Origin of the sequence: Pedobacter sp. MC2016-05 (genome assembly GCF_026239735.1) — a bacterium.
Classification (GTDB): Bacteria; Bacteroidota; Bacteroidia; order Sphingobacteriales; family Sphingobacteriaceae; genus Pedobacter.
Genome location: NZ_JAPIVT010000013.1, coordinates 13,015 through 28,840, shown reverse-complemented (window position 1 = coordinate 28,840; position 15,826 = coordinate 13,015). Strand labels below are relative to the sequence as shown.

General features: G+C 40.8%; 11 protein-coding genes and 2 pseudogenes. 11 read left to right on the top strand and 2 right to left on the bottom strand.

Translation table 11 applies throughout. The features are described 5' to 3' along the window. Positions 1-43: 43 nt before the first annotated feature. Positions 44-1,081, bottom strand: a complete 1,038-nt coding sequence (locus tag OQZ33_RS15955) for a LacI family DNA-binding transcriptional regulator (RefSeq protein WP_265800101.1) — start codon at positions 1,079-1,081, stop codon at positions 44-46. 170 nt (positions 1,082-1,251) lie between these two features. Here OQZ33_RS15955 and OQZ33_RS24355 point away from each other — a divergent pair. From OQZ33_RS24355 to OQZ33_RS15910, 9 genes and pseudogenes are all read left to right on the top strand, one after another. Beyond that, positions 1,252-1,383: pseudogene (locus OQZ33_RS24355) on the top strand (glucuronyl hydrolase); the annotation flags it as partial. Between the two features lie 84 nt (positions 1,384-1,467). Next, positions 1,468-2,292, top strand: a complete 825-nt coding sequence (locus OQZ33_RS15945; protein ID WP_265800100.1) for an SDR family oxidoreductase — start codon at positions 1,468-1,470, stop codon at positions 2,290-2,292. 9 nt (positions 2,293-2,301) lie between these two features. Beyond that, positions 2,302-3,471: a mannonate dehydratase gene (uxuA, locus tag OQZ33_RS15940; RefSeq protein WP_265800099.1), complete on the top strand. Its 1,170-nt coding sequence runs from the start codon at positions 2,302-2,304 to the stop codon at positions 3,469-3,471. Between the two features lie 87 nt (positions 3,472-3,558). Further along, a complete protein-coding gene (locus OQZ33_RS15935) occupies positions 3,559-3,861 on the top strand; it encodes a GNAT family N-acetyltransferase (RefSeq protein WP_265800098.1) in 303 nt (100 codons plus the stop codon). A gap of 486 nt (positions 3,862-4,347) precedes the next feature. Further along, the gene (locus tag OQZ33_RS15930) at positions 4,348-5,667 is read left to right on the top strand and encodes a hypothetical protein (protein WP_265800096.1); all 1,320 of its coding nucleotides are present in this window, start codon (positions 4,348-4,350) and stop codon (positions 5,665-5,667) included. Between the two features lie 242 nt (positions 5,668-5,909). After that, positions 5,910-7,262 carry a Gfo/Idh/MocA family protein gene (locus OQZ33_RS15925; protein WP_265800095.1) on the top strand — a complete coding sequence of 451 codons (1,353 nt, stop codon included), beginning with the start codon at positions 5,910-5,912 and terminating at the stop codon, positions 7,260-7,262. 50 nt (positions 7,263-7,312) lie between these two features. Continuing rightward, positions 7,313-8,416 carry a phosphotransferase enzyme family protein gene (locus tag OQZ33_RS15920; protein WP_265800094.1) on the top strand — a complete coding sequence of 368 codons (1,104 nt, stop codon included), beginning with the start codon at positions 7,313-7,315 and terminating at the stop codon, positions 8,414-8,416. A gap of 55 nt (positions 8,417-8,471) precedes the next feature. Next, positions 8,472-11,624 (top strand): SusC/RagA family TonB-linked outer membrane protein, encoded by a 3,153-nt coding sequence (locus OQZ33_RS15915; protein WP_265800093.1) that lies wholly within the window; start codon positions 8,472-8,474, stop codon positions 11,622-11,624. 10 nt (positions 11,625-11,634) lie between these two features. Continuing rightward, on the top strand, positions 11,635-13,347 hold the full coding sequence (locus tag OQZ33_RS15910; RefSeq protein WP_265800092.1) for a RagB/SusD family nutrient uptake outer membrane protein: 1,713 nt from the start codon (positions 11,635-11,637) through the stop codon (positions 13,345-13,347). A 136-nt stretch (positions 13,348-13,483) separates the two neighbouring features. Here the strand turns inward: OQZ33_RS15910 and OQZ33_RS15905 are convergent, their stop codons facing one another. Further along, positions 13,484-13,714 carry a response regulator transcription factor gene (locus OQZ33_RS15905; RefSeq protein ID WP_265800091.1) on the bottom strand — a complete coding sequence of 77 codons (231 nt, stop codon included), beginning with the start codon at positions 13,712-13,714 and terminating at the stop codon, positions 13,484-13,486. A gap of 229 nt (positions 13,715-13,943) precedes the next feature. Between OQZ33_RS15905 and OQZ33_RS15900 the strand changes: the two genes are divergently transcribed. Next, positions 13,944-14,534, top strand: a complete 591-nt coding sequence (locus OQZ33_RS15900; protein WP_265800090.1) for a Crp/Fnr family transcriptional regulator — start codon at positions 13,944-13,946, stop codon at positions 14,532-14,534. A 206-nt stretch (positions 14,535-14,740) separates the two neighbouring features. Beyond that, positions 14,741-15,825, top strand: a pseudogene (locus OQZ33_RS15890) (MFS transporter); the annotation flags it as partial. Position 15,826: the final 1 nt, after the last annotated feature.

Sequence of the window (15,826 nt, the reverse complement as noted above, 5' to 3'; positions counted from 1 at the left end):
ATAAAATGCAAACGAATAATTGATAAATCATTCTAAAACACTGCTAATGAACAACAAGCTTACAATCTACCTGTATCTTTTGATAATTGTTTATTTCAATATTTCTATTTAAAAGTTGCAAGAGAAGTTTCATTGCATTTTCGCCTACAGATTCCGGGTTTTCTTCAATAGAGGCAATTGGTGGTGAGTTAAAATAGTTTATAAACGAATTATTGCCAAAACCGATGCATTCCAATTGTTCAAAGTTTGGAAGGTTTACGGAGCGCAGATATTTCATGGCGTCGAATAAAATCGGCTCTTTGAAGGCCACTAGTGCAGTAGGTATTGTATCTTCGGATGAAAACAAGTTTTTGATTGCGGTAATGGTACTTTCTTTATCAAAATCTGTATAAGCCACCAGTTCTGCAGAAAAGGGAATACCATGGTCTTTAAGCGCATGAATGTAACCATTAAACCTATCGTGGGTAAAACTGATCATTTTTGGTCCACCTAAATAGGCAATATTTTGATGCCCCCGCTCGATTAGAAATTTGGTAGCTTGATAGGCACCCTGAAAGGTATTGCACAAAACTTTATGGCAACTCCCGTTAAAACTAGGGTTTCGAGTGTAGTAAACCACCGGCGTCCCTATTTTTTCAAAATCGTTAAAATGAGTAAAATCTTGGGTGTGCTTCGAAATGGCTACAATTAATCCATCCACTCGGGTCTGTAACAACATATTCGCAGACTGGATTTCCTTTTCTAAAACATCGTGCGATTGACTAATAATTACATTATATCCATGTTTCGAAGCAAGCTGTTCCATGCCATAAATACTTCTGGTAAAAAAATGATCTAACAGATTTGGCAAAATAATGCCGATAATTTTCGACCTTCCTTGTTTAAGATCAATCGCTGATTTATTTGGCGTAAAGTGTAATTCACTTGCCAGATCCTGAACTCGTTTTTTGGTAAACTCGTTTATAGTAGGGTAATTATTTAATGCCTTAGACACTGTTGATATTGACATCTTTAATTTTTCTGCCAAATGTTTTAAGGTAACTGGTGTGTTTTGCATATAAATGGATAGTAGGTAATGCATAGTTAAGCAAAAACAGCTATTATTTCAAACGTTTGAAACATCGTTTAACACTGTTTTAAAGGTTTATTGCTAAGTAGGCTTGAAAATTGTAATTTGCTTCCATAACTTAGATTGTTAGATAGTATCGACATATCTGCTATATTCCACCCTTATCATATTCACACATTTTAAGTAAAATTGGTGATAACTATGGTTTTATTTTGGAGCATAGTACTGGGCATCGACCAGCTAAATCAGAAATCGATGTGCCAATCAATTATGCTGACTATTATTATTTAGAGGCACTGCTTAGAAGTAAATAGGCTTGTCGTATTTCAACTAATTACATACATAAATATCCATTTTATCTGGTCCGAATGAGGCCAGTGAAAATAAACGAACAAAGAATGGCAGAAAATATCGAGCACCTGTTTTCGCTCAAAAATAAAGTTGTGGTGGTAACCGGGGCAACCGGGGTTTTGGGCGAAGCATTTATAAACGGAATTGCCTCCGCAGGGGCAATCATTGCAATCATCGGCAGAAATGAGGAAGTTGCCCGTTTAAGGGCCGAAACGGTTACAAACGCTGGTGGCAAAGCAATCTACATCCTTGCCGATGTACTTAATGAGCAGAACCTTATCGATGCGAACGCAGAGATTATCAGCACCTTTGGTCGTATAGATGCTCTGGTAAATGGTGCAGGCGGTAATATTGCCGAAGCCGTAGTCCAGCCTGGCAGCGATGTCTTTAATTTGAACATCTCAGCCTTGAAACAGGCCTTCGATCTGAATCTTTTTGGAACACTGGTACCCACGCAGATCTTCGGTAGAGAAATAGCCAAGAATGGCGGAAGTATCGTGAATATTTCATCTGTTTCGGCAACACAGGCGGTAACCAGGGTTTTGGGTTATTCACTGGCAAAATCATCGATAGACAGTTATACCAAATGGATGGCCGTAGAGCTGGCCAATCGTTATGGCGACAAGGTCAGGATGAACGCCATTGTTCCGGGCTTTTTTATTACCAACCAGAACAGAGCCCTTTTAACCAATGAAGATGGTTCATTAACGGCAAGAGGTAATGCGATTCTTTCAAAAACACCTTTCAAAAGGTTTGGTGCGCCCGAGGAACTGATCGGGGCATTGATTTATCTTTTAAGTGATGCCTCAAAATTTGTAAATGGGGAGAATATCACCGTTGATGGTGGTTTTGGTGCTTTTTCGGGAGTTTAAATTATGGAAATGAAATATAAAAAACTGGAACAAACCTGGCGCTGGTATGGTCCGAACGACCCGGTAAGTCTGCAGGATGTTAAACAGGCCGGTGCCACCGGAATCGTAACTGCTTTACACCACATTCCACACGGCGAGGTTTGGCCTTTGGAAGATATCAGGGAACGCAAAGCGATTATTGAAGCTGCAGGTTTAACCTGGTCGGTAGTGGAAAGTGTACCGGTTCACGAGGCGATCAAAACCCGTAGACATGATGCGGAACACTACCTGGAAAATTACCGGATTTCACTGCGCAACCTGTCGCAGTGCGGCATCAAAACGGTATGCTATAATTTTATGCCTGTTCTGGACTGGACACGTACCCAGCTCGATCTGGAAATGGCCGATGGATCAAAGGCACTTTATTTCGACTGGATCGATCTGGCGATCTTTGATCTGCATATTCTGAAGAGAGAAAATGCGGAGGCTGATTACAATTCCTCCATCCTTAAAAGGGCAAACGAAAAATTCGCCACCCTCAACGAAGCGGAACTTCAGGATCTGCGCATCAATGTGCTGATGGGCATTCCCAACGAAAAGGAAATTGAACTGGAAACCCTGAGGGCCAGCATAAACGAATACGCGGCAATAGGTACCCAGGGACTGAAAGAAAACCTGAAATTTTTCCTTAACGCCATTGCCGGAGTTTGTACCGAAGAGGGGATAAAGATGACGATCCATCCCGATGACCCGCCCTATCCAATTTTGGGTCTGCCCCGGATAGCGAGTACGCTGGAAGATTTTGAATATATCATCAACGAGGTAAACCAGGCTTTTAACGGGGTTTGTTTTTGTACCGGATCTTTGGGTGCGGGAATGAAAAACGACACCCTGGCCATTTTTAATGCAGTTAAAGAGCGGGTTTATTTTGCGCATCTGCGTAACGTTAAAAAAGATGATGACGGCAGTTTTTACGAGGCCGACCATTTGGGCGGCGATGTAAACATGTTCGAGATAATGAAGGCATTAACGGAAGAAAATGCCAAAAGGGAACAACCGATTCCTTTCCGCCCAGATCACGGGCACCAGATGCTGGATGATCTTGCAAAGCAGACCAACCCGGGTTATTCGGCTATTGGGCGCTTACGCGGCCTTGCAGAACTGAGAGGTTTGGAAGTAGGAGTAACCGGAAACTATTAGTAGCAGTTAATGAATTTGGAACGCATTTTAATAGGAGTATTTACACGAAGATTTACATAAATTACTTCGAAAATTAATTAATAAAAAATGGCAGAAGTAAAATTAAATATCCAGCAAGGCGAACCAAGTTCATTCGATATCTTTGATGAGGATGGTAAGGTTGGGGAGATGATCTTCGATATTACCGGAAAAGATCTGACCGTTTATCATACAGAGGTTGAGCCAGAAAAAGAAGGAATGGGTTATGCCAAGATGTTGCTCGATGCAATGGTAGCCTATGTTCGGAAAAACGGATTGATGATTATCCCAATGTGCCCTTATGTGCATGCTCAGTTTAAACGTCATGAAGATTTGTACAAGGATATTTGGAATAAAATTAAAGAAGAGTAAAATTAATCGCATAATAAAAACCGAAAGAAGCATTAATTGGGCAAAAAGCCAGGATTAAATTCACGGCAGGGGCGGCAGCGTAGGGATATCCAAACCATCAGGATGTCTTGTTTTTCATGATTACGGTGGTCGCCCCCCAGGTTTATCAAAATGTCTTGGCACATATTCTAATGCGAATCCGCATCAATTAATTCAATACCGTTAAAGGTGTTTTTGAAAAACAGACAAACGTTTGCGTTGATTTTCTTCAGATCTTTTTACCATCTTACAACAAGTTATTTCAAAAACCTAAATCATCCGCTTTTTCTTGGTCAGCATTTTTGATTGGAGTGAAGCGTATTTATTTGAAATTTGCGGTGATCCCTAGCTTTGGCTTTTTGTAAACAGTTTTACTGGCGTCATTGAGCAGGTAAGTCGTTGGGTGCTGGTTTCAAATATTCAGACCCTATTAAGGTATTTGAAACAGCTTCAAATAAAACCTAAAAGATGACACCTATCCCTAAACAGGTTGACGACAAGCGTTTCTTCGAAGTCTTAGATTTATGCTGTAAGAAGATCGAAGAGAAAATGGGTTTAAAACCAATTGCAGATTGGCGATCTGCAGATTACAATAATTTAAACAGTCAGTTAGGCCGGCAAACCAAAGTTTATTTAAGCGAAAATACACTCAAAAGAATCTTCGGAAGGTTAAAAACACCAACACGGTACTATCCTCAAAAAGCCACCCGTGATGCCCTTGCACAATTTATTGGCTACAGAGATTGGCAGGAGTTTGAGCTGATTAATCGTTTCTCTCCGTTGGAACCACCGGCAGCTAAGGCAGCGCTTAGCGGAGATACAAAGGCTGTTGAAGCCACATCCCAAAATAAATTTACTACACAAAGATTTCGGTTTTATCTTAGCCTGGCTGTCCTGCTAACGGTTTGTTTAACTATTGCATTCCTCTATTATACCAAAAGTGAAGAAATTGCACCTGGAGAGGTGAAGCTGTTTTGCGAAAATCCGAATGGGGAAGTGCCGCATACGGCTGTGTTTAAATTATCCCATAAGGGAACTTTAAGCGAGGATAACCAGTTTGCCATAGATTTTATGGATGAGGGACCCATCACGCCGATAAAAGTAAACCAGGAGGTGGTGCAGTTTTTCAAAAATCCGGGAGTAGTTCATGTGCGCCTTTTGCATCATAATAAAGCGATTGATACCCTCACCGTTTCTATGCAAACTAAGGGTTGGGTGGCAAATTCGGGAAACGACTCGTTGAGTGCTTTTCCAATTGCCAAGCTCAAGCCATTGCCGAAAGATAGTCTGTATGTTTCCACCAACCAATTAGATTCTGCGGGCCTCAACCTTTCTAAACCATTTTTAATAGGTTTTAGTAATATTCATACCAGTGGTGTGGATGGCGATAACTTTTCATTTAGTAGCTATTTGCGAACTGAGGAAAGCAGACCCGGCATAGCCTGTATGCAGACGAGCATTCTCATTCTTGGAAGTGAAGGCCGGCACAGGGTGTTAATGGTAAAACCCAGTTGTGCGGCTTTTTCTGAGTATCACTTTTCTGAAGTTAAAGTCATGGGAAGTTCTAAAAACCTCAATAAAATGACTTACGATTTTGCCAAGGGTGGAAATGTCAGGCTTTTGGTAAAAAATAAGAAAGTCTCTTTATTTATCAACAATAAGCTGATGCTCAACAGTGCTTATAATCAGTCAATTGGTAGAATACTGGGCATTAAAATTCTCTTTAACGGGGTGGGAATCGCAAAGTCTCCACAATTGTTCGATCTCAAAACTGGTGTTTCTTATTAATTCGTCTCCTGCCATGGCCCAAATCCGTTCTCGCTTTACCCATCTTTTTCATTTTCAACGGAGCATTTGCCGTACATTCTATTAAATATGCTGATGTAACTAGTTGTTTTTAAATGACTTATTTGTACCTTCTTTTGTCTTAAGCTTTGTATGTTCACTTTCTAGCTTTTCGCTTCAATAGCTTCTAGTTTTATAAATACTTCACAGGGCAAGTATTTAAAATAACAACATAACAAGAAAAAATGGAGCGTAGAGATTTTATTAAAAACAGCACGTTGACTGCCGCTGGGCTTACGATTTTACCAGGCGGAACACTTTTTGCAAAATCAGATAATAGTAAGGTAAAGCTTGGTTACATTGGTGTAGGGGCCAGGGGAATGAGTCACATTTCTGAAGGACTTTTACGCGACGATGTAGAGATTGTAGCGATCTGCGATACACAGGAAAGCTCATTGAAAATATGTAGATCTGCAATTGCTAAAGCAGGTAGGCCGGCAGCCAAAGAATTTACCGGCGGTGTTGATGCTTATAAAAAACTTCTGGAGATAAAAGATATCGACGCAGTAATTATTGCGACCCCTTGGCAGTTTCATAAAGACCAGGCAGTTGATGCGATGAAAACCGGTAAATATGTGGGTTGCGAGGTGATTGCAGGCCTAACGGTGCAAGACCATTGGGACATTGTAAATACATCTGAAAAAACAGGGATGCCATACATGACCCTGGAAAACGTGTGTTACAGGCGGGATGTAATGGCTGCTTTGAACATGGTTAGGCAGGGAATTTTTGGAGAACTGGTTCACCTGGAAGGCGGCTACCAACATAACCTTAGAAACGTGCTCTTCAATAATGGAAAAGACTATTATGGCGGGGGAGTAGAGTTTGGACCCAATGCCAGAAGTGAAGCCCAGTGGCGTACCCAATTTAATATCGATCAGGATGGAGATCTCTATCCAACCCATGGTGCTGGTCCAATAATACAATATGCAGATATCAACCGAGGCAATCGCTTCACCAATCTGGTGTCATTCAGTTCAAAAGCCAGAGGTTTAGCTGCGTATGTTGAAGATATGTCTCCAGGGCATCCAAACGCTAAAATCAATTACAAAAATGGAGATGTTACCACCACGCTCATCAACTGCGCCAATGGCGAAACAGTAATGCTCAGCCATGATGTGCACCTGCCTCGCCCATATTCTATCGGTTTTAGGGTACAGGGTACAGATGGAATTTGGATGGATGTGAACAAGTCGATCTATATAGAAAAAAACTCCAAAGGCAATCATAAATGGGAACCAGTAAAAGAATGGTTTGAAAAATATGATCATCCACTTTGGAAAAAATATGAAAAAGAAGCCGTTGGAGCTGGCCACGGAGGAATGGATTGGTTTGTGTTCAATGGATTTATTCAGGCGGTAAAACAAAAAAGGCAAACGCCAATTGATGTTTACGACTCTGTAACCATGAGCGTAATTACCCCGCTTTCTACCAAATCTTTAAAAGAAGGTAATATGCCTCAAAAATTTCCTGATTTCACAAAAGGAAAATGGAAAGATCGAAAAAATGTTTTCGCATTAGATGATAGTGGTTTTTAGTCACTTGAGCCGGTCTTTCAGTCAATAATAAAAATTCAGTAATACATAATATGATATTAGAAGTTCTCAAGGCGTTTGGTCTGGACGGATCTGAAACAATCTACCGTCTGTTCGGCGGAGGTTTAATTAATAACACCTGGAAGGTTAGTACCGCTAATGGAGATTTCATTCTTCAGCAAATCAATACTGATATTTTTGCTGCCCCCGAAAAAATCATCGATAACATTGTTCGTTTGCAGCATTATCTGAAAGAAAAGGCACCAGAATATTTATTCGTGGGGCCAGTTAAAACTACTGCCGGCCAATCCGTGCTGCGTATGGATGGATTTGCTTTTAGGTGTTTCCCTTTCATTCAGAAATCAATCACTATTGAGAAAGTGGAGCATCCTAAACAAGCCTATGAAGCAGCGAAGCAGTTTGGGAAATTTACCTGTCTGCTGAACGATTTTGATGCCTCGAGTTTGAGTGTTTCTCTTCCAGACTTCCATAACTTAAATCTGCGGGTGAATCAGTATCAAAAAGCTGTAGAACTTGCCGATGGGAAAAGATTATCAGTGGCAGAAGGTGCAATTGCAGAAATTAACAGGCACATGGATATTGCTAATCGGTATAATGATATTCTAACAGCTGATATTCTCAAAATCAGGACATTTCATCATGATACCAAAATAAGCAATGTATTGCTACACGAAGACACTGGACTTGGAATGTGCATTATTGATTTGGATACGCTAATGCCAGGCTATTTTATAAGCGACGTAGGAGATATGATGCGGACCTATCTCTCACCGGTAACAGAAGAGGAAACCGATTTTAACCTGATTGCTGTTCGCGTTGACATTTTCAAAGCGATTTATAGTGGATACATGAGCGAAATGGCCCCTGTATTAACGCCTTCAGAGCAGCAGTTATTCATCTATTCGGGTCAGTTCATGATTTTCATGCAGGCACTACGCTTTTTAACCGACTTCTTAAATGGGGATATTTATTATGGTGCCGCTTACGCAAATCATAACCTGAACCGGGCACAAAACCAGATCCATTTATTAAATAAATATACAGCCAGCATTCCTCGGTTCGAAGAGATTATTCAAGATAAAAACCTCAGTCAGCAAAACATTAACGGAAATCATAATGAAGAAGATCAAACCTAAAAACGAAATGTAATCCTAGAAATTGATTAAACCATTCCAACAAAACCCTAACTTAATGAAACTAACAACTAACCAGAAACCAGACAAAATGCGATTTTTTGCCATAGTGGTGCTACTGACCCTCTTTGAATTGGGTACATATATTACCGCTCATGCAGAAACGCCGTTAACTGCAAAATTAAATCCAGCGAACATATCGCATCATTTTGCATTGAACAAGGAACCAAATGATTTAGAACATACCTTAACCAATTCCATTGAAACCTCAGCATTTGAAGCCATTACCGGAACGGTGAAAGATGCGAAAGGAGGAGTTATCCCAGGTGCAAGTATCACAGTAAAAGGAACAAACCGTGTAACCTCATCAAATAATTTAGGGGTTTTCAGTATCGAAGCAAAAGCGGGGGAAACGCTGGTAATCAGCTCAATCGGTTTTGCAAGCAAAGAAGTGACCATCAGCGGTACCTCTGTTGGTGTAGTTACGCTTTCTGAATCTGCAGAAACGCTTAGCGAGCTTGTAGTGGTAGGGTATAGCGTACAGAAACGCCAAAGTTTAACGGGCGCATTAAGTACCATCAGTGCGGACAAACTAAAAAATGTGACTTCTCCGAATGTACAAAACCTGTTGGCCGGAAAAGCGCCTGGTTTATTTGTTGCACCAGCTTCTGGTAAGCCAGGAGCAACAGCTGCGGTAATTATTCGCGGTCAGGCCACCTTGAATGGTACAACCAATCCATTATGGGTACTCGATGGAGTTATTGTTGGTTCAAGCCCAGGAGAACTTAACCCGGAAGATATCGAATCGATCACGGTTCTAAAAGATGCCGCGTCAACAGCAATTTATGGTTCTCAGGGCGCTAACGGCGTTATTGTAGTGACTACAAAAAGGGCTAAATCTGGTCAGATGACAGTTGATGTGAGTTCACGAACAGGGGTAAACCAGTTAACCAACGGAAACCTGAAAATGATGGATGGAGCAGAACTGTATGATTATTTTGCTTCTTTCGCAAATGCGAACACCATCAGCTTTCCACGGTGGAAACCCGATTTGCGTGACAGTAATTTTGACTGGTGGGATTTAGCTACAAAGACCGGCTTCAATCAAAATCATAACGTTTCGCTTCAGGGAGGTACAGAAAAGCTGCAATCGTTTTTGTCTGTGGGTTATTACGATGAATCTGGCGCAATCAGAGGTTACGACTATGAACGTTATAATTTCAGATTAAATACCACTTATATGCCTTTTTCATGGTTAACGGTAAAGCCGTCTCTGGTAGGGTCAAGACGTAGCGTTTCTGATCAACAATATTCGGTAACCTCTATTTATTCAAATTTACCTTGGGATAGTGCCTTCGATGCTAACGGAAATTTAGTGCCTCACCGTTCACCACTATGGGTAAACACTGCCAGCACAAATTATTTATACGATTTGCAATGGAATAAAGGCTCGAATGTGAATTATGAGTTCATGGGGAATTTAGATTTCGATATCAAAATTACCAAGAACCTTACTTTTGCATCAGTTAATAATTACCGCTACAACAGTTATGCTGCCGCAGGTTATACCGATCCACGATCTAATGGCGGTCTAAGTGTAAACGGAAGGGTAACCGATTACCGTTCGGAATACACACGCAGGTATACCAACCAGATTTTGCGTTACACCAATAACTGGGGAAAGCATAACTTAAATGCATTGGCAGGCTATGAGTTTAACGATTTCAGCAGTAAAACTTTGGATGCTTATGGTACAGGTATTGTTCCTGGATTTGAAGTACTGGATGTAACCGCAAAACCAGAGCGAACCAGAGGAGGAATTAATCAGTGGGCGGTACAATCTATGTTGTTCAATTCCAATTATGATTATGATGGCAGGTATTTAGCACAGGTATCACTTCGTAGAGATGGTGCTTCAAATTTTGGAAAAAAATACGGCAATTTCTTTTCTGTAAGTGGTGGATGGAACATCAGCAGAGAGGAATGGTTCAAAGCGAAATACATCGACATGCTGAAAATTCGTGCTGCCTATGGCTCGGTGGGTAATCGTCCGGCCAGTTTGTATCCGCAGTTTGATTTGTATGCCGTAAATCCAGCAGCTGGTTATAATGGTATTCCTGGATTGTTAATCAGCCAAATAGGTAATCCAAATTTAACCTGGGAAGAAACGTACACCAGTGGCTTGGGACTGGATGTGAATGCTTTTAACAATAGAGCTAGACTAACAGTAGATTACTACATCAAGAAAACAGACAACATTTTGTACAATGTGCCCATCTCTGGCTTGACTGGAATTACCAGTATCACACAGAATATCGGTAAAATGAGCAATAAAGGTATTGAGGTTGCCCTGGGAGGAGATATTTTCAGAACTAAAGATTTTACCTGGAGCTTGGATGTAAATCTTGGTCACAATAAAAACAAATTGACTGATATTTATAAAACCCGCAACGCAGATGGAAGCTATACTGCAAAACCGCTAATAGTGGGTGATGGTGCAGGTATTGCAGGCTCAGCAAACAGGGTAATTCAGATTGGCCTGCCAGTAGATACTTATTATATGAAAGAATGGGCGGGCGTAAATCCGGCTGATGGTAAGCCAACCTGGTATACTGTAACAAGAGATGCTCAAGGAAACGAGCTTTCCAGAACAGCCACTTCAGATTATTCAAAAGCTACTGATGAAAAATTGGACAAAGCTTCTCCTGATTTATTTGGAGGGATCACTACCTATTTGAAATACAAAAATTTCGATTTAAATGCAGTTTTCGGTTACTCATTGGGCGGTAAGGTTTATAACTATTCACGTCAGGAATACGATGCTGATGGTACCTATACCGATAGAAACCAAATGGTTTTGATGGAAGGTTGGTCGAGATGGCAAAAACCAGGAGACATCGCCACACATCCGGTTGCCCGTTACAACAATCAGGATAAAGGAAATTTGGTGTCTTCAAGGTATATCGAAAGCAATGATTTTTTCAGAATGCGCTCGTTGGCTTTGGGTTATAATTTTGATTTGAAGAAGTACAAGATCAAAAATTTAAGGGCTTTTGTTTCTGGAGAAAACCTGTTTGTCCTCACAAAATATTCAGGTGTAGATCCAGAGATACCGGTTAGTGAGTCTGACGGAAGCGTTTTGTTTACCGCGGGGCCTTCGGTTTACCCAATGACCAGGAAATTCATGTTTGGTATTAATGTTTCATTCTAATCATTATAAAATGAAAAAGATCATAATCATATTGTTGGCAGTGATTGCCATCTCATCCTGCAAAATCGATAGAGAACCTTTCGGTTCATTGCAGTCAGAAAAGATAAATAATAACCCGGAAGAGTCAATAGACGCGTTACTTAACGGAACCTATGCCCAGTTAAAGGCCTGGTCTGATCCAATGCATCGTTTAGGCGAATATGCCGGAGACAACATCATGATCAGGGGTTCCTCTACTGATGCTTTTTATGAGTTTATTTCTTTTGCCAGAACACCTAATAATGGAAGATTATCCACTTTTTGGGATAGTGGATACAAAGCTATCGCCCAGGCATCCAATATCATCAACATCATTCCTCAAGGCAAAAGCACTACGTTAGATAGTAAGCTAGGCGAATGTTATTTTATTCGTGGCATGGTATATTTTTACCTTGTGCGGGCTTATGGCCGACCATATTACCAAAATCCGGAGACCAACCTCGGCGTGCCAATTGTAAATGGAACTCCTCCGGATGTGATTAACTTAACTTTGCCCGACAGATCGACGGTTAAAGCTACTTACGAGCAGGTTATTGCAGATTTGAAAAAGGCAGAAGAGCTGATTAATATCAATAAAGGATCTATTTTTGCTTCCAAAGAGGCTGCTCAGGCTTTGCTTTCCAGGGTTTATTTGTACATGAGTGGAACCTATCAAAGTCCCAATCAAACTTATGCACAATTGTCGGTAGATTATGCCACAAAAGTGATCAATGCTACCAGCCGATATAGCCTTTTGCCTAGAGCTGATTTTATGAAATACAATACCTTTTTGCCAGAAAACAATAGAGAAACCATCTTCGCAATTAAACGGGTAGCTTCTGAGTTTTCCGGATCAGATCATTACTATGGCATAGGCGGCATGTATGCCAATATCGGTGGTCAGGGTTGGGGCGAGATGTATGCTAGTGCAAAATATATCGATTTGTTAAATGAAACCGGTAGAAACGACTGGCGACCAACCAAATATAAAATTGTCGACGCCAGAGCAGCTTTTATTGAGCCCACATATGCTACCAATGCCTCAGGCGCTTACACAGAAGTTTTTAGGTTTATCAAAGATGATGCGGCCAATACCTTAAATTATGTTCAGGCAAACATCACCCGAAATGGAAGCACAATTACCTGCACCGAAGGAACGGATGTTTATACTTTAACACCGGTAGATGCTGCTCAGGAAATTTACAGTATTAATTACAAAAACGGCAAAACTTATACCGGAGTAATCGATTTCTTTATCAGCTTAAACCGGGTATATCCACAATTCTACATCGTAAAGGATTCTCGAGAAGGAGAAAATTCACACCTCCACTCGCCAGTGATTAGCCGGCTTGGAGAAATATATTTGAACCGGGCAGAAGCCTACGCTAAATTGCAGCGTTATAGTGATGCGCTTGTGGATTTAAATCTGATCAGAACGCGTTCGATTGTTAATGGTGGCTATAGTGCATTAACATCAGCCAACGCCGGCGATTTGATTGATAAAGAGAGACAACTGGAGTTGGCTTATCAGGCCGAAAGAAGCTTTGATGTATTTCGTAATGGTAAACCTTTGGTACGAAGATATCCAGGGCCTCAAAATCAAACTGTTGATGTACAGGCGAGCGATTTTAGAGTTGTTTATTATATCCCTCAAAGTGCAATCAACTCTTATCCCGGTAAGTTGACACAAAATCCTACGCAATAACGCGGATGATAAAACATGCTTGGTTCCTAGCCGAAGCATGTTTAGCGGAATTTATTTACTAAACATCAAAAGCCTGATATTTTATCGGGCTTTTGATGTTTAAACACAGATTGATGAGAAAATTTCTGCAATTGAATTAAACTTTTAGCAGGCCGTATTTATAGGCAAATGAAATTAGTGAAGCACTGTTTCGGGATTTGGTTTTGGACAGCATCTCCATTTTAATCTTTTCAACCGCTTTTTCCGAAAGGGAGAGCTTGTCAGCAATTTCTTTGTAAGAGTAACCGAGAGCGATGAGTTCTAATGTTTTATGGTCTACCTGTGTAAGTCCCATAAAACTTGGTGCATAAACTTGATTCTTTTCCATAGAGATTATGAATAAAGTTAGTTAAGAACTTTATCAATTGGAATGGTACAAAAGGGCTATTCTCGGACTTTGCATCTGACGAGAGCTTTCGGTGGGCTTTCCAGGGCTTGAACGATAGTTACTGCATCTTACATTTTGAGTTTTAAAGAGATGGATTTGCTCGAAAACTTAAACAATTGCTATCTTAGTCTACCCATAAGGCAAACAATAGAAACTTATAACTGATTTCATGACAGAGTTCTCGAAACTTAAGGCACATATTCAAAAACGACACTTTTTTACCGATAGCGAAGCGGATGATTTTTGCCAGAATTTCAAGCTGACCAGAGTAAAAAAGAGGCAATTTATCGTTCAGCCTGAATTTACAGCAAAAAATAGATTCTATGTTGTGCAAGGCAGTTTCAGGGCTTACGTAATTGGTGATGAGGGGCAGGAACATACCATACAATTTGCGATTGAAGATTGGTGGATCACCGATTATAATAGCTACATCTTTCAGCAGCCGGCCTCTATGTTTGTCATGGCATTGGAAGACAGCACAGTGCTGCAGATTAACTATGAAACTGAGCAGGAACTAAAAAAACGTAAGCATCTCTATGAGTCTTTCTTCCGGGTACTTGCCGAGCATACCGCTGCGCACATGGCCCGCCGTGTCATCCTCAATCTGACAAAAACAGCTGAACAGCGTTTCGAATTCGTTCAGGAAAGATATCCGGAAATCGTAAATAGGGTACCCCAATATGCACTGGCATCGTTTCTTGGCATCACCACAGAATACCTTTCAAAGCTTCGAAATAAACGGGTTTCGCCAAAAAGTTAATCTACTTCAACATTTCATCTTGAAGCAGTTCATGATGATTTCCTAAACCAGTTCATCGTTAGAGAAGTTAAGACTTGCCAAATTTGTATTGTCGCTGAAAGACATTTACAAAAGAAAAAGCTAATCATAAAATGGCAAATCTAACGAAAACCCAGGTATTAATTATGGCAGCCACGGCAGGTATTGCGGTTGCCAACGTGTATTACAGCCAGCCGATATTACAGGCGATGGCAACGCAGTTCCACATCAGCATTGAAAAGGCTGGCAACATTTCTGTTCTCTCGCAAATCGGGTATGGATTGGGCTTGTTTCTGTTAACGCCGATAGGAGATATGATTGAACGTAAGCGTTTGATATTATACCTTCAAATCGGATTGATTATTTCTCTTTTATTAGTGGCTTTTTCGCCCGGCTTAGCCTTTCTATATGTAGGGAGTCTTCTTATCGGCGTGTTTTCTGTGGTAGCCCAGGTGATTTTGCCCATGGCTGCCAGTTTGGTAAGGAGAATAGAGGAAAAATTGTAGGACAGATTTTTACCGGTATTTTGGTCGGGATTCTGGTAGCAAGGGTTTACAGCGGGTTTATCACCGGCATTCTTGGATGGCAATACGTTTACATTATTTCTGCAGTGATGGTACTGATCACGGCAATATTAATGCAACGAGACTTTCCCTCAACACAAGAACGCTTTAGCGGTACTTACGCTGGCCTGTTGAAATCGACTTTTGCTCAATTGGGAAGGTTTCCTCTACTAAGGAGAACTGCACTAACAGGAATGTTAGCATTCGGTACGCTCAGTGCGTTTTGGGTAAGTTTGACTTTCTATCTTAGTGGGGCAGCATTTAATTATTCAGCCTCCAGTATTGGTTTATTTGGGTTGCTGGCTGCGGCAGGTGCTTTAATTGCTCCGGTATTCGGCAAACTGGCAGACAAAGGTTCTCATTCAAGATCATTGCTTTTTTCAACGGTTGTAACGCTAATCAGTATATTACTACTTAAATTTTTTCCAGGATCGATCGCTGCCATATGGGTTACGGTAATGCTGCTGGATATCGGTGTACAGGCCACGCAGGTAACAAATATAGCTATCATTTACACGCTCGATCAAAACGCTAACAGTAGGATAAATACTGTTTACATGACCAGCTATTTCATCGGCGGCGCTTTGGGATCTTACATCGCAATCCAATTATATCAAGCCGGAGGATGGCCCTTATCAACATCGTTTATGGGGGCATTGGCCTTAATAGCGATTTTAAATGTAATGCTAACAAAACGTTTGTCTAAATAAT

Excerpts from the sequence above, each read along its gene's own strand:
- OQZ33_RS15955 (WP_265800101.1), bottom strand. The coding sequence starts at position 1,081 with ATGCATTACCTACTATCCATTTATATGCAAAACACACCAGTTACCTTA.
- OQZ33_RS15945 (WP_265800100.1), top strand. The coding sequence starts at position 1,468 with ATGGCAGAAAATATCGAGCACCTGTTTTCGCTCAAAAATAAAGTTGTG.
- uxuA (WP_265800099.1), top strand. The coding sequence starts at position 2,302 with ATGAAATATAAAAAACTGGAACAAACCTGGCGCTGGTATGGTCCGAAC.
- OQZ33_RS15935 (WP_265800098.1), top strand. The coding sequence starts at position 3,559 with ATGGCAGAAGTAAAATTAAATATCCAGCAAGGCGAACCAAGTTCATTC.
- OQZ33_RS15930 (WP_265800096.1), top strand. The coding sequence starts at position 4,348 with ATGACACCTATCCCTAAACAGGTTGACGACAAGCGTTTCTTCGAAGTC.
- OQZ33_RS15925 (WP_265800095.1), top strand. The coding sequence starts at position 5,910 with ATGGAGCGTAGAGATTTTATTAAAAACAGCACGTTGACTGCCGCTGGG.
- OQZ33_RS15920 (WP_265800094.1), top strand. The coding sequence starts at position 7,313 with ATGATATTAGAAGTTCTCAAGGCGTTTGGTCTGGACGGATCTGAAACA.
- OQZ33_RS15915 (WP_265800093.1), top strand. The coding sequence starts at position 8,472 with ATGAAACTAACAACTAACCAGAAACCAGACAAAATGCGATTTTTTGCC.
- OQZ33_RS15910 (WP_265800092.1), top strand. The coding sequence starts at position 11,635 with ATGAAAAAGATCATAATCATATTGTTGGCAGTGATTGCCATCTCATCC.
- OQZ33_RS15905 (WP_265800091.1), bottom strand. The coding sequence starts at position 13,714 with ATGGAAAAGAATCAAGTTTATGCACCAAGTTTTATGGGACTTACACAG.
- OQZ33_RS15900 (WP_265800090.1), top strand. The coding sequence starts at position 13,944 with ATGACAGAGTTCTCGAAACTTAAGGCACATATTCAAAAACGACACTTT.